13 protein-coding genes are annotated in these 14,471 nt (G+C 37.9%); all 13 read right to left on the reverse strand.

What is annotated here, in order from left to right; genetic code table 11:
- Positions 1-9 precede the first annotated feature (9 nt).
- The 13 genes from ruvA to JN11_RS11145 all read right to left on the reverse strand — a co-directional run bounded on the left by ruvA (position 10) and on the right by JN11_RS11145 (position 14,410).
- Positions 10-594: a Holliday junction branch migration protein RuvA gene (gene ruvA, locus JN11_RS11085; RefSeq protein ID WP_144912555.1), complete on the reverse strand. Its 585-nt coding sequence runs from the start codon at positions 592-594 to the stop codon at positions 10-12.
- 2 nt (positions 595-596) lie between these two features.
- On the reverse strand, positions 597-2,909 hold the full coding sequence (locus JN11_RS11090; RefSeq protein WP_144912556.1) for an NADP-dependent malic enzyme: 2,313 nt from the start codon (positions 2,907-2,909) through the stop codon (positions 597-599).
- Between the two features lie 228 nt (positions 2,910-3,137).
- Complete coding sequence (locus tag JN11_RS11095; RefSeq protein ID WP_144912558.1) at positions 3,138-4,550, reverse strand: lytic transglycosylase domain-containing protein; 1,413 nt, start codon at positions 4,548-4,550, stop codon at positions 3,138-3,140.
- A gap of 61 nt (positions 4,551-4,611) precedes the next feature.
- Positions 4,612-6,036, reverse strand: a complete 1,425-nt coding sequence (gatA, locus tag JN11_RS11100; RefSeq protein ID WP_144912560.1) for an Asp-tRNA(Asn)/Glu-tRNA(Gln) amidotransferase subunit GatA — start codon at positions 6,034-6,036, stop codon at positions 4,612-4,614.
- Positions 6,037-6,139: 103 nt separating this feature from the next.
- On the reverse strand, positions 6,140-6,358 hold the full coding sequence (gene tatA / locus JN11_RS11105) for a twin-arginine translocase TatA/TatE family subunit (protein WP_144912562.1): 219 nt from the start codon (positions 6,356-6,358) through the stop codon (positions 6,140-6,142).
- A gap of 51 nt (positions 6,359-6,409) precedes the next feature.
- Positions 6,410-6,820: a twin-arginine translocase TatA/TatE family subunit gene (locus JN11_RS11110; RefSeq protein ID WP_246138992.1), complete on the reverse strand. Its 411-nt coding sequence runs from the start codon at positions 6,818-6,820 to the stop codon at positions 6,410-6,412.
- 101 nt (positions 6,821-6,921) lie between these two features.
- A complete protein-coding gene (locus JN11_RS11115) occupies positions 6,922-8,220 on the reverse strand; it encodes a murein hydrolase activator EnvC family protein (protein WP_144912565.1) in 1,299 nt (432 codons plus the stop codon).
- Between the two features lie 59 nt (positions 8,221-8,279).
- Positions 8,280-8,996 (reverse strand): DUF4292 domain-containing protein, encoded by a 717-nt coding sequence (locus JN11_RS11120; RefSeq protein WP_170227742.1) that lies wholly within the window; start codon positions 8,994-8,996, stop codon positions 8,280-8,282.
- 91 nt (positions 8,997-9,087) lie between these two features.
- Positions 9,088-10,881 carry a tetratricopeptide repeat protein gene (locus JN11_RS11125; RefSeq protein WP_144912569.1) on the reverse strand — a complete coding sequence of 598 codons (1,794 nt, stop codon included), beginning with the start codon at positions 10,879-10,881 and terminating at the stop codon, positions 9,088-9,090.
- A gap of 31 nt (positions 10,882-10,912) precedes the next feature.
- On the reverse strand, positions 10,913-11,347 hold the full coding sequence (gene dut / locus JN11_RS11130) for a dUTP diphosphatase (RefSeq protein WP_144912956.1): 435 nt from the start codon (positions 11,345-11,347) through the stop codon (positions 10,913-10,915).
- Entirely contained in the window at positions 11,347-12,834 is a 1,488-nt protein-coding gene (locus JN11_RS11135; protein ID WP_144912570.1) for an oligosaccharide flippase family protein, read from the reverse strand. The genes dut and JN11_RS11135 overlap by 1 nt, the downstream gene beginning before the upstream one ends.
- A gap of 89 nt (positions 12,835-12,923) precedes the next feature.
- A complete protein-coding gene (locus JN11_RS11140; protein ID WP_144912572.1) occupies positions 12,924-13,205 on the reverse strand; it encodes an acylphosphatase in 282 nt (93 codons plus the stop codon).
- A 32-nt stretch (positions 13,206-13,237) separates the two neighbouring features.
- Entirely contained in the window at positions 13,238-14,410 is a 1,173-nt protein-coding gene (locus JN11_RS11145; protein ID WP_144912574.1) for an amidohydrolase family protein, read from the reverse strand.
- Positions 14,411-14,471 lie beyond the last annotated feature (61 nt).

A 14,471-nucleotide genomic window follows, 5' to 3' on the forward strand; every position in this document is an offset into this window, starting at 1 on the left:
TTCTATTAATTATAAACTTTTTAACGCGGCTTTAATCAATTGTTCAACGGTTATATCGCCAGTATTTCTGTTTAATTCCAGTTCAATTACCTTCTCGGCAGCATTGCGTGCAAAACCAAGCATCACTAAAGCTGATAATGCTTCTTCTCTTACTGTTTTATTTAAAGGTGCCGGACTCAAAGTATCTGGCCCCTCTTTTTTCAGTTTATCCTGCAATTCCAGTATAATACGCTGGGCCGATTTTGGACCGATACCCTTTATACGTTGAATCAATGCAACATTGCCCGAAATTATTGCATTTTGTATTTCTTCGGGTGTCACAGATGACAACATCATTCTGCCAGTATTAGGACCGATACCAGATATGGATATCAGGTGCAAAAATAACCGGCGCTCACCCTCATCAATAAAGCCATATAAAGTATGTGCATCCTCTTTTACATGCAGCCATGTAAACAGTTTGCAACGCTCATTCTCTCCGAGTTTTGAATAGGTATTTAATGAAATATTGATATGATAACCAACACCTCCGGCATCAATTACCACAAAAGCAGCATTCTTAAAAACTAATTTCCCATCAATATATGCGTACATCTTTATTTAGCTTTTAAAGCAGCGGCTGGTTTATTTTTTAAATATTCGTTCTCTTTTTCCTGGGCATCAATTACAGCAATGGTAATCATATTCACTATCTCCCTTACCGAACTGCCTAATTGAAGTACGTGTACAGGCTTTTTCAGTCCAAGTAAAATTGGACCGACAGCTTCTGCACCTCCCATTTCCTGCAATAATTTATAGGCAATATTTCCTGATTCAAGGTTTGGAAAGATAAGAGTATTTGCTGGTTTTCCCTTTAATGTTGAAAACGGAAAATTATCAGCAAGCAGGTCGGCATTTAAAGCAAAATTTGCTTGCATATCGCCGTCAACCAGCATATTTGGATATTTTTCGTGCAGAATACGCACCGCTTCACGTGTCTTTTCGGGTATTGGGCCTTCGTTTGATCCGAAGTTTGAATAAGACAGTAAAGCAACCCGCGGGTTGATGTTAAATTGTTTTACAGTACGCTCAATCAGTACCGTTATATCCACCAGATCCTGCACAGATGGATTAACATTCACTGTTGTATCACCAAAAAATACAGGTCCATTTTTGGTGATCATCATATACATACCGGCAACCCTGCTTACGCCATCGCCTGTACCAATAATTTGCAGGGCGGGCTTAATAGTAGTAACATAATCCTTGGTTAAGCCTGATATCAAAGCATCTGCTTCACCAAACTGAACCATACAGGCACCATAGTAATTCCTGTCATGCATCAATTTTCTTGACTCATAAAGCGTTACTCCTCTGCGCTGGCGTTTATTGTACAAATAATCAGCATACTCTTCCAATCGTTCGCAATTTTCACCGGGGTCAATAATGTGTACGTCACCGAGTTCAATCTCGTTTTCGCGCATTATTTGTTTTATCTTTTCAATATTACCCAGCAAAATTGGTGTGGCAATCCCTTCTTCTTTTACAATTTGAGCTGCCTTTAAAATCTTATAGGTGTCGGCTTCCGCAAAAACTATCTTTTTAGGGTTTTGCTTTGCCTTATTGGTCAAGCCACGAAGCAGTTTATCATTAATGCCAATTCTTACCCTTAGCTCTTCAATATAGGCATCCCAATCGTTTATAACTTTTCTGGCCACGCCTGAATCTATCGCAGCGCGTGCTACGGCAGATGACACCTCTGTTATTAATCGTGGGTCCATCGGCTTAGGGATAATATATTCACGGCCGAATTTGAGATTGGTGGTATTATACGCGAGGTTAACGGATTCAGGGATTGGCTTTTTGGCCATCTCAGCAATTGCTTTAACAGCCGCAATTTTCATTTCTTCGTTAATAGCAGTAGCCCTTACATCCAGTGCCCCTCTGAAGATATATGGAAAGCCCAATACATTATTAACCTGGTTAGGAAAGTCAGACCTGCCTGTAGCCATAATAATATCCTTGCGGGCATTTATCGCTAAATCGTAAGCAATTTCAGGTTCAGGATTGGCCATGGCAAAAACAATAGGGTTTTTAGCCATGCCTTTCAACATATCAGGTGTAACCACATTGCCGGCAGAAAGTCCTACAAAGACATCAGCATTTTTCATTGCCTCAGTAAGTGTCTTCACATCGTTACGCTCGGTAGCAAATTCCATCCTGATATCATCGAGATCAGTACGGTTGGGCGTAATTAAACCGTTGATATCAAACATTACCAGGTTCTCTTTTTTAACGCCGAGAGCCAGGTACATTTTTGAGCATGATACAGCTGCCGCACCGGCACCATTCACCACCATTTTTATTTTATCGAGCTTTTTGCCCTGTATTTCACAGGCATTAAGCAAAGCGGCTCCTGATATAATGGCAGTTCCGTGCTGATCATCATGCATTACCGGAATTTTCATTTCAGCCTTTAACCTGCGTTCAATTTCAAAGCAGGTAGGTGCCGATATATCTTCGAGGTTTATCCCTCCAAATGTTGGTTCAAGTGCTTTAACTATGTTTACAAATTCATCAACTGTTTTTGCATTAACTTCAAGGTCAAAAACATCAATATCAGCATAAATTTTAAACAACAATCCCTTACCTTCCATAACGGGTTTACTTGCTTCGGGACCAATGTTTCCAAGTCCTAATACAGCGGTTCCGTTACTAATTACTCCTACCAGGTTACCCTTAGCAGTATATTTGTAAACATCCTCAACATTATCAGCAATGCGCAGGCATGGCTCCGCTACTCCCGGAGAGTAAGCCATACTTAAGTCGCGTTGAGAATTGGTGGGCTTTGTAGGTACTACCTGTATTTTACCGGGGCGACCCTTTGAGTGGTAATTTAATGCGTCCTGGTTACGGGTGGGTTTATTCATTTTATCAGTTTCAAGTACACAAAATTACAACTCTTTTTAGCTGAAAGCAGAATGAAAAAGGCCCAAATCATAAAGATTAAGCCAAACAGTAAAATCGTTACGGAGTAGTCTGAAAATGAATACGATGTAAATTTAAACTGAATCATGATAAAGCGGTTTGCCTGGTTTTAGTAAAATTTTAAAGCTCCAAAATTGAAAAAAATCCAAAATTGAATGTTTATATCAATACTAACCTTTGCTTATTTTGATTGTCATTCCGGGCTGAAGGCGGTTTTTCTTTAGGCCATTCATTGATCTTATCTTTTCCACAGAAGCTCCTTCAAATTTTGATGCAATACTGCTTAATGTATCGCCTGCTTTAACTTTGTAGGTTATATAGCCATCGTGATTTTTCAAAGAAGGCTTCTCTGCAGATAAATCAGCATTTTCTTTTAATCGCAACCTTTGTCCAACCACAGCTTTGCCACTATGTAAATGATTCCATGCTTTCAGATCGTGCAATTCAATACCATAAGTATCAGCTATATCACCAAGTGTTTCACCTCTTTTTACTTTGTGATAGGATGGAATATCTTCTTCTTTCTTTGCTGTATAAGGCGCATAAAAACTTTTTGGCGCTGTAGGTACCAGGTTACTGTTATTTAAGGTTTCGTATAATGCACTATATTTCTCCTTATCAATTTGAGGTATTATTAACCGGCGCGGCAATTTATCAGTGCCGTTAATAATTTGTCTTTTATAAGCAGGATTTAAATTGGCTAAATCTTTAACATCTATATTTAAAACCTGTGCAACTGAACCCAGCGATACGTATTTGTTTACCAGAACCGTATCTGTTTTTAAGGCGAAATTACAAGGCTGCGGAATAATGTTCAGCTTGTTATAATAGTTCATGATGTAAGCCACCGCAATAAATGCAGGAACATAACCACGTGTTTCAACAGGTAAATATTGACGGATTGTCCAAAAATCACCAGTTCCGCCTGCTTTATCAATAGCATGTTCAACATTGCTCTTGCCACAGTTATAAGATGCAATGGCTAACAGCCAGTCGCCAAATTCTTCGTAAGCATCTTTCAAATAAGCAGCTGCTGCATAACTGGCTTGTACCGGATCACGGCGCTCATCAATATAATCATCAATATTTAAACCGTATAGTTTACCTGTAGTAAACATAAATTGCCATGGGCCTGTGGCACCTACGCGCGAAACAGCATAAGGATCAAGCTTTGATTCAACGATGGATAAGTATTTAATTTCATCAGGGATACCCGCATCATGAAAGGCTTTTTCGTAGATGGGGAAATAATACTTGGTTAAACCCAGCACATGTCCCATCTCATCCCGATTATGTGCATAAATGTCAATATAACTTTGTACATACTCATTATAATCTAACTGGATATCTTTTTTGATGGAATCCAAGCGACGCTTAAATACACCACTTTGTGACGTTAAGGGGGCCGGTTGATTAACCACCGGAACGACTATGGTATCCTGATAGTTGCTGGTAAGATTTTGAGCAATGTTTAACAGATTATCGCCATACACCAGAGAGTTTGCTGCCGGGGTAAAAGAAGGAGAAGCCTTAACGATTTGTAACGATAAAAAACAGATAATTAAAGTAAATAATCTCTTCATTCTTTAAGGGGTTTAAACCAATAATACGCCTACGTCACCAACTTACTAATATATTAACTTTTTATAGCTCAAGGAAATATTTGGAAAAATCCAGTAATTCCTGTTCTTCAAAATGTCGTGTTAATAATTGTAAACCTAACGGCAATCCTTTGCTATTATTGCCTGCAGGCAAAGAAATTGCGGGTGCACCTGTTAAAGATGCTTGTACGGTAAATATGTCAGCAAGATACGTTGTTACCGGATCTTTTTCTTTTTTGCCCAACGGTGGAGCAGGTTCAGGGGCTGTAGGAATGAGTATAAAATCATATTCCTTTAATATTGAATCCGTTTTTTCGCGTATTAAACGACGTACTTTTTGGGCCTTGGCAAAATAAGCGTCGTAATAACCAGCGCTTAATACAAATGTACCGAGCATTATACGGCGCTTCACTTCTTTACCAAATCCTTCAGAACGTGATTTTTTATAGGTTGATACCAAATCTGTAGCAGCAGGGCTACGATACCCATAATGCACACCATCATATCTGGAAAGATTGGATGATGCTTCGGCCATTGCCAAAATATAATAAGTTGGTACTATATAATCCAGGTATTCAAAAGCAATGGGTTTAACCGTATGCCCATCAGCACGGAGTTTATCAATATATTCAACAAGCGTGCTTTTAACATCCGGGTCAACACCTGGGCTTGATAATGCCTCCTGCAAATAAGCAATCTTTTTAGGGCCCGGCTTTTTTATATTCTCAGCAAATGCAGGGACAGTAATATTTGCTAATGTACTATCATATTCATCGGTACCCGCCATAACTTCTAACAGCAGGGCAGCATCTTCAACCGATTTTGTTATTGGCCCAACCTGGTCAAATGATGAAGCATAGGCAATAATTCCATGCCTTGAAATGCGTCCATATGTAGGTTTTAATCCAATTATGCCGCAAAATGAAGCAGGCTGCCTTACTGAACCACCCGTATCGGTACCTATTGCGGCATGGCACATACCCGCCTGCACTGCCACTGCAGAACCGCCTGAAGAACCACCGGCTACCCGGGTTTCATCTGCAAAGTTTTTTACCGGTCCAAAATGAGAGTTTTCGTTTGATGCCCCCATCCCAAATTCATCACAGTTACAACGGGCTATAATAACTGCATCTTCTGCCAGCAAACGTTCAACAATCGTTGATGAATAAATGGAAGTGAAGCCTTCTAAAATTTTAGATGATGCACTTACTTTGTGCCCCTTGTAGCAGATATTATCTTTAATGGCAATAACCATACCGGCAAGTTTACCGGCTGTGCCTTGTTGTATACGTAAATCAACATTACGCGCGCTTTCAAGCGCATCGTTTTCAAACACTTCATTAAAAGCGTTTAAGTGAGTATTCGAAGCAATTTTATTCAGATAGCCTTTAACCAGTTTCTCAACTGTAACACCTCCAATTGCAATCTCTCTCTTTATTTCAGTTAAAGAGTTAAAAGATTTAGTCATGGGGCTAAAATAAAAAACTTATCCGTTGAAATGTAAAATATCAACAGATAAGTTTATAATATGATTTTTTTCTAAAAAGAATAAAAAATTATCCTGCTTAAAATTAAGCTTTAGGCTTTTCTTCCGGAGTTGAAGTAGGAGTAGTTGTGGTGGTTGTGGTAGTATTATTATTAGTACTGCTACTTTCGCCATTTTGAGCATCTTTAAACTCTTTCATCCCCTTGCCCAGGCCTTTCATTAATTCAGGAATTTTTTTACCTCCAAAAAACAACACAAGTACTAACAAGATTAAAATAATGTGCTGCGGTTCTAATAGTCCCATGATTTAAATTTTTTATATATGGTTAATTGTTACTTTGAATTATTGATTAATTTAACTGTGTGATGTTCCGGTATTACTATCCGGTACATTACTATGGCTTTCTGACACATGTTCTGTATGCGATACTTTAGTATCATCAGCCCCAGTATCTGATGGCTGGCTATAATGAGTATCACCTACAGGTATTGAATTTATTGCCGGTCGAATAATACCAGCTGCTCCAGATTCAGCAATTGATGAAGATTGATCCTGAACAGGTTGCTGCTGATGTGCTATTGCAGCTTCATCCAGCTTCTTCTCTTCTCTCTTTTCTTCAAAACTATTTATCTGGTTATTAATTTCACGCTTTACCCCTTCAGATGCGTCTTTAAAATCACGAATACCCTTTCCCAATCCACGTGCTATTTCAGGAAGCTTTTCGCCACCAAAAAGCAACAGAGCAATAAATATAATTATTACCATGTCTGTGGAAAAGAGGTTGCTAAAAAATAAAAGAACTGAACTATGCATCTTTTTTAATTTAATCTACAAATATAGAGAATAAAAAATTAATATATTTAAAACTAGTTTGGTGCAAGCCAAATTCTAGGGTTAACTGGTGTCATACCTTTGTATAAATCAAACGTAACAATGGCTTCGCCTGTTGTTGCATCAGTTGCTACAGTACCAATAACCTCTTTGGTACTTACTTTTTGACCTTCTTTTACAGTATATGACCTCAAGTTTGAGTAAGCTGTAAAATATTCCCCGTGTTTTATTACCACTAAAAATGTGCCACTAACGTTTGAAATCCGTGTAACCTGCCCCTGGAATACTGCCCTTACAGAAGCACCAGGATTAGTTTTAATGTCCCATCCGTAGCTTTCGTTTTTAATGCCTTCATTATCAGTATATATCCCAAAACCCTGTTTCACACTTCCATTTGTTACCGGCCATGGCAATGCTCCACGGTTTCCTAAAAAGTCACTTGATAATTTAGCTGCCTCAGGAGTAGCGTTCAAAACTTCGCTGGTAGTTGAATTCTTTGTAATAGCCCGAACTTTGGGAATTACTGCCACTTCTTTATTTTCGGCTTTCGCTTTTGCTTCCGCAGCTCTTTGCTCTGCTCTTGCCTGTTCTTCGGCCTTGCGTCTGGCCTCTTCAATTTCTCTGCGTATAGCTGCATTAATCTCTCTGTTGGTCTTAGCTATCTTTTTCTGAACATCCTGCTGCTGCTGTTTAAGCATCCCCTCATGTTTCGATAAATCAGCTACTACCTGTACCTGGTTATTCTTTTCAACGCCAAGCGTTTCCTTTTCCTTTTCCTGATCAATTAATAAATTATTTTTCTCCTTTTTACTTTTGTCCAGCTCATCAATCTTTACGTGCAGCTCTGTTTGGGTTTCCTGTATGTAACCGGCCTGGCGCTCACGGTAAGTTCCTATCTGCTGTAAATATTTTAAACGTTTGTAAGCCTGGTTAAAGTCTTTAGCCGCAAAAATAAACATCAACTTATTATAAGCACTTTGATTACGATAGGTGAAAAGAACCATTGCAGCGTACTCTTTTTTTAACTGGGTTAACTGGCTTTGCAGGTTGTGGACAAAGTTATTACTCTCGGATATCTGGTTATCCAGGTTATGCACTTCGGAATTTATATTTTTAATTTTTTCCTCCCTCAGTCCTATCTGTTGCTTTAATAAATTTAGCTGCTTTAAAGTAGCTTTTTTATTATTTACCGTTTCCTGGTATTCGTGATTAAGCTCTTCCAGCTGTTTGGTGAGTTCTTCCCGCTGATGTTTTAGTTCAGCACTGCTTTGTGCATGAGCAGCAAAGGCAGCAAAAACAAATATTAAAAGGAATAGTACTTTTAAAAATCTCATCTTTTATTTAAACTCGTTTAACGCAGGCTTTGCCTTTATTTTTAATACTCTTAAATATGTTAATTTATTTTTGCGGGATTGTACCTTGAAGGAATGCTAAAAGGAAAATCAAGTGCCTGGTCAAAATCAACTTTAACGTAATGCAAATTAACCAGTATTTTTTTATCTTTTACTATTGATGATATATCTATTTGTGATGGCACGATTCTGGTGCCTGCCTGCACATACACACTATCAATCACTTTTAAAGATTGTGAAGCATTCTGATTGTCCAAATCAGTTTGATTAACTTTCATATCGGCACCAAGCAAAAGCTTATAAACAACATCCTGCAGGTTGCCATTTATGGTAGTGATGCCGTTAGTTGTTATAAAATCGGCATTTTCATTTAGTAATTCAGGAATGGCGTTACCAATCAACAATGATTCAATTGTTTTGTAGTTTACCTGATTACCGGCAAGCCTATTTAAATAGCTGAAAGGTTGTTTAACATACTCACTCTGAAGTCGGTTAATCAGCAAAACACTATCCGGAGTAATTAAAGCACGGGCAACTTCAATACCGGCTATAGCGGTTATTGAAACCCATATTTTTTGGTCGCGTTTAATGCGGATATTTAGCGTAACATCATTACTTTCTCCATTAATGTTTAGTTTGGTGCGGGCCTTGCCTGAAAAGGTATCAAAATTGGTTTGAGCCGCCTTAATTGCATTTATTTTCACCAATTTAGTATCAACTGCCTTTGTGGTGCTATCTCCTACTGGCCGTTTTATCACCAGCTGTTTTTTTGCTTTGCAGCTTACAATCAATAACAATAAACAAACTGTAAATAGCTTTATATAACTTGAAAAATAGTTATACAAATCTTTATTCAACGTATTTCTTCTCATTTATCTTTTGTTCTAAAAAAGGCGATTTACCACCGTTTGCTTTGGCTTTTTTCCAGTTTTCAACAGCGTCGTCAATATTACCCAGGTAAAACAGAATATCTCCATAATGCTCTAATTTTACAGCACTGATAGCTTTATCATCAGTAAGGGCTTTTTCCATCCATTGTTTTGCAGTGGCGTAATCCTTTTGTTTAAATAAAATCCATGCGTAAGTATCTTCAAACGAAGCATTGCTTGGCTGTAAATCATTTGAATGTTTGGACATCGCTGCTGCCTTATCCAGGTGTTCGCCCCTTACTGATAAGTAATAGGCATAGTTATTTAATGTAAATACGTTATCCGGATTATAAGAAAGGGCCTTATCATAGGCATCATCAGAGTTTTTATTGTCTTTCAAATCATGATAGCAATCGCCCAGTGATGAATAGCTTTGTGAAAGCAGGTCCTTGTCCTGAAACTCAAGTGAGGTTGCATTTTTTATATAAGATAAAGCCTTATGCGAGTCTTTTTTTTGCAGCCATGCAATACCCACCAGATAGTTCATCCAGGCCTGGTTTGGGAAAAGCGATAAAGAGTATTCACCATCTTTAATGGCACCATCAAGGTCATTACTGCCCAATTCAATACGAACCAGTTGCTCCTGCACCTCATAAACCTGGCTATTAAGCGATATTGATTTCTGATACATTGCTTTAGCCTCGGTCACTTTATCGTTTTGCAACAGCATATCCCCATAAATAGCATAAGCACGGGCATCATTTGAATGGGCAACTGTAAGAATCCGGCTTAGTTCCAATGCGCTGGCCTTTGCATCAGGATCTGGAAATTTAGGCAGGTAGCCTAAAACAATTTTTATTTTTTGGTTGATATCAATATCTGGAATGGCAAATGCAAATGAAAGCTGATCATAACTGGCTTCATAATCTTTTTTATCCCTGTAAATATCGGCCAATGCAAGGTGCACCAATCCATTATCAGGGGAGATTTTTTCGGCTGTTTGTAATACCTTAAGTGCCTTATCGGCAAAGCCGTTTGCATTATACAGTTCGGATAAAAACAGGTAATATTTTATCTGTGATGGATTGGCGTCAATCATTTTATCTAATTGTTGAGCAGCCAGGTCAACCTTACCTTGTTTCAAATATATTTTCTGGCGATTAGCCAACAGGTCATCATCCGGCCCTATTATTAGTTCCAACTGGTCATAAACCTTTAAAGCTTCATCATATCTTTTTTGCAAAAAATACACGTTGGCTTTGTCATAATAATAATCCGGTTTATCAGGGTTTATTCTTATTAACTCATTAAAAACGTTTTCCAGCTTACTTACATCATTGCTTTTTTCGTAACAGTCAGCAAGTGATAACCAGTACCATTCATTATCCTGATTAACGGTAATTGCTTTTTCTAACAGTTGTTGTGCTTCTTCGTAATTATTTTTTTGCTTTTTAAGGTTGGCCAGTTCATACATAGCGGCATCATTTGCTGGGTCCATTTGTATTACTTTATTAAATAACTCTGTAGCCAATGAAAAATTCTCGACAGTTTTCTCTCTCAGCGCTGAAAAGTAAACCTGCTTAACCATGGCACTATCCATATTGCTCATGGGTTTGCCAACAACGATAATAGCCGAATTGGCTTTTTTATCATTCTGGGCAATAACCTGTTCACTTATTAAAAAAGAAAAAGCAATAATAACCGAGGCAGTAAAAGCTTTACCTGCTTTTATGCTTAATAATTGTGTATTACGCCCTGACTTTTGAATGGCCATTATGTTGTTTTTTGCGCTTGTAAATTGTATTTTATCCTATTCCTGTATGTCCATAACCACCTGCGCCGCGCAAAGTTTCATTTAATACTTCTACCTGTTCCCAGTTTATTTTTTCGTGTTTGGCAATAACCATCTGGGCTATTCGGTCGCCGGTATTTATTTCAAATACCTGGTCCGAAAAATTGATGAGCAATACTTTTATCTCTCCCCTATAATCAGCATCAATTGTTCCAGGCGAATTTACTATTCCGATACCATGCTTAAAAGCTAAGCCACTACGTGGGCGAATTTGTGCTTCAAAACCTTCCGGTAATTCAATAGACAAACCTGTTGGAACTAGCTTACGCTCCATTGGCTTTAGTAAAACGGCTTCCTGCACATTAGCCCGCAAATCCATTCCAGCAGCGTGCAAGGTTTCATATGCCGGTAAACTATTTTCTGATCTGTTAATGATCTTGATATTCATCATGCCTTAATAAAAATAGCTTTTAAATTCTTCCACTCAAAATATCCTGCAACTGATATAAATATTAACAACAGTATATTCCCTGCAAATAAATTCCGCTTAAAAATACTGAATGATAAATAAACGATAACTATTGAAGATATGATATAAATAAGATTCTTTTTAAGATTATAAGGAATTGGATAATTTCTTTGTCCCCATACATAGGATAACACCATCATTGTTGCATAAGCTATTAATGATACCCATGCCGATGCCATATAACTGTATTTGGGTATGAACAATACATTTAATACAATAGTTAAAATGGCGCCCACCCCTGATATGTATAAGCCATATTTAGTTTGATCAGATAGTTTATACCAAACAGAAAGGTTCATATAAATACCTAAACTAACATATCCAAACACCAGCGGTGGTACCACCGGCAAGCCAACCCAATAGCTTTTATTCGGGATAAAATATTTGAAGATCTCAATATTAGCTATCAAACCAATAAATATCACACAAACGGTAATCACAAAATAATCCATAATGCGGGCGTAGGTTTGGCCGGCATTCTTGTTTTTGGCATGACTAAAAAAGAAAGGCTCGGCACCCAGCCTGAAGGCTTGAATGAATATACTGAGGAACAGCGATATTTTGGCACAAGCTCCGTAAATACCTACTTCATGAGCACTAATGTTTTGAGGTAAAAGTTTACCTAGTAGCAGCTTATCTAAATTTTCATTAATGATGAATGATATATTGGCAATTAAAACCGGCCAGCTATAGGTAAACATTTCCAGCAGCATTTTAACATCCAGCTTTAACCTTATTTTTGAAAATTCAGGAATCAGCATCAATAGCGTTATTGCGCTCGAAACCAGGTTTGATAAAAACACATACCCTACCCAGCCTTTTACATACCAGCTGTTTATCCATTGCGTTGCTGGTAAGTGGTGCTTAGTCCAAAAAGGCAATCCCCAAATAAAAATCAGGTTGAGCGCTATATAAATAAGCACATTAATAAACTTAATAGTACCAAAACGCCCGGGTCTGTTTTCGGCACGCAGCTTAGCAAAAGGAATAACACACCAGGCATCAATAATTAAAATGGCGATGAAGTAGAGGATAAAGCGCCCGAAATCATTTTGAGATGAATCATTACCAACTCTTATAAATTCGGCAATATGACTTATAAAAGGCAAGGTACACAGCACAAAAAGTATAGTAATAAAAAATACTGTGGCAAAGGCATTGTTGTACACCTTTGCTTTATTATCAGGATACTTGCTTAGATACCTGAAAAATGTGGTTTCCATTCCAAAAGCCATTATGGCATTCAAAATGGACGACCAACTGTACATGGTAGTTAAAATACCGTAAACCCCAGTTGCATAAGCCTTGGTATAAACGGGTGTAAGGAAAAAGCTTAATACACGGCCAGCGATAGTACTTATACCATATACGGCAGTTTGCCCGGCGAATTTTTTAGCGGTTGACAATGGATAATCTTTTATTAAGTGGTTAGTTCTAGGCCCATAGCCTTTTGTAAATAAAGACTATGAACTTAAGGCTCCGGCCACAGAGCTTATTACAAGCTCTTTTTTACGATTTCAAAATTACGATAGTTTTTTAATTCGCCTTCATTAGTTTCAACAGAAGTTACTTCAGCATCCTGGGGACCCTCGTTGCACCAGTCCAAAAACATTTCGAGAGAAACATTATCTCCTTCGGCAGCTATAACCACATCGCCATTGTTCTCATTTTTAATATACCCTTTAACCCCCAGCTGATCAGCAACAGCTTTGGTTGACGCACGGTAATGCACGCCCTGCACTTTACCTTTTATTATGATGTCGATGTGTTTAGTCATGTATGAGTTGATTGGGGTGAAAATTATTAAAATTAAATCAACTTTTTCACTTTAGTCTCCGGTGTTATTTTTAAACCATCAAGACCTGATATAAGATTCAATCCCGGTGTTTTGCCCGCTTCAAGTGTGCCTTTTTCGTCATCAATACCTAAAAAACGGGCGCCGTTGATGGTTCCCCATTCAATAAGCTGAGCTGTGCTCACCAACGGAAATTTTTCCTGAATAGTTCGCATCTCGCTTAAAATACATAGTTTGGTATTAGAAGCAAGGCTATCGGTACCCAGGGTTATGTTATATCCTTGCCCTATAAAAAGCTCAATTTTAGGCAGCTTATTTTCGATATACAAATTAGCATTTGGGCAAAAACAAAAATTTATTTTACGGTCAAAACGCTTTATAAAGTAAATATCCTTCAGATTGGTGCAGGTATTATGAACCAATAAAATCTCCTGTTTATCAGTTAATAAAGGAATTATAGTTTGTACTGAATTACGGGCCTGTGGCTTAAAAAAGCTAATATCAATGCCGAATGAAGCATAAAGGTCATTAAAACTGCCTAATTTATATCTGAAAAACTTATTTTCATCATCACACTCCTGGTTGTGGATGCTGATTAAATTATGCCCAACTTCTGAATGTTTTTGGATGAGCTTAAAAAGCTCTTTCGAAACAGAATAAGGTGCGTGCGGCGTAATGGAGCATGACAACGGCTTAAATTCATTCAATAGCTGTAAAGCATTATTGAACGTATCTGATGCCCGCGCCGGCAAAAAACTAAAGGTTTCAATAAAACTATGATAGTATAGTTTACTGGCTGTTTTAGGTTTGATGCTTATGTTGCTATTGGATATATCGCCAACGGCAACAATGCCATTTTCATACATTTCCATATCAGCTTTTTGAGCAGCATCTAAAACCATGCTACTTTCAGCACCTCTGAATTTTTGAACATCCGTTATAAAATTAACCAAGCCGGTATGTTGTTTAACTTTATCTTTAAGATGTGAAAGTTCCAGATGGCAATGGGTATTGACAAATCCGGGGCATAATATACCACTCAATTGTTCAATGGGCACATCCACCGGAGGAGGAGCATTTTGGTCGGTAACTGATAAAATTTTACCGTTATCATCAACAGTAACAATTCCATTCTTAATTGGATCGGCACAAACAGGAAAAACGTAATCGGCTTTAAAACTTTTCATTAAGATATAACTAACACTTGTCGTAACGTTTTCGATTAAATGGCACCTTTATTTAAAAACC

This window comes from Mucilaginibacter frigoritolerans (assembly GCF_007830615.1).
Classification (GTDB): domain Bacteria; phylum Bacteroidota; class Bacteroidia; order Sphingobacteriales; family Sphingobacteriaceae; genus Mucilaginibacter; species Mucilaginibacter frigoritolerans.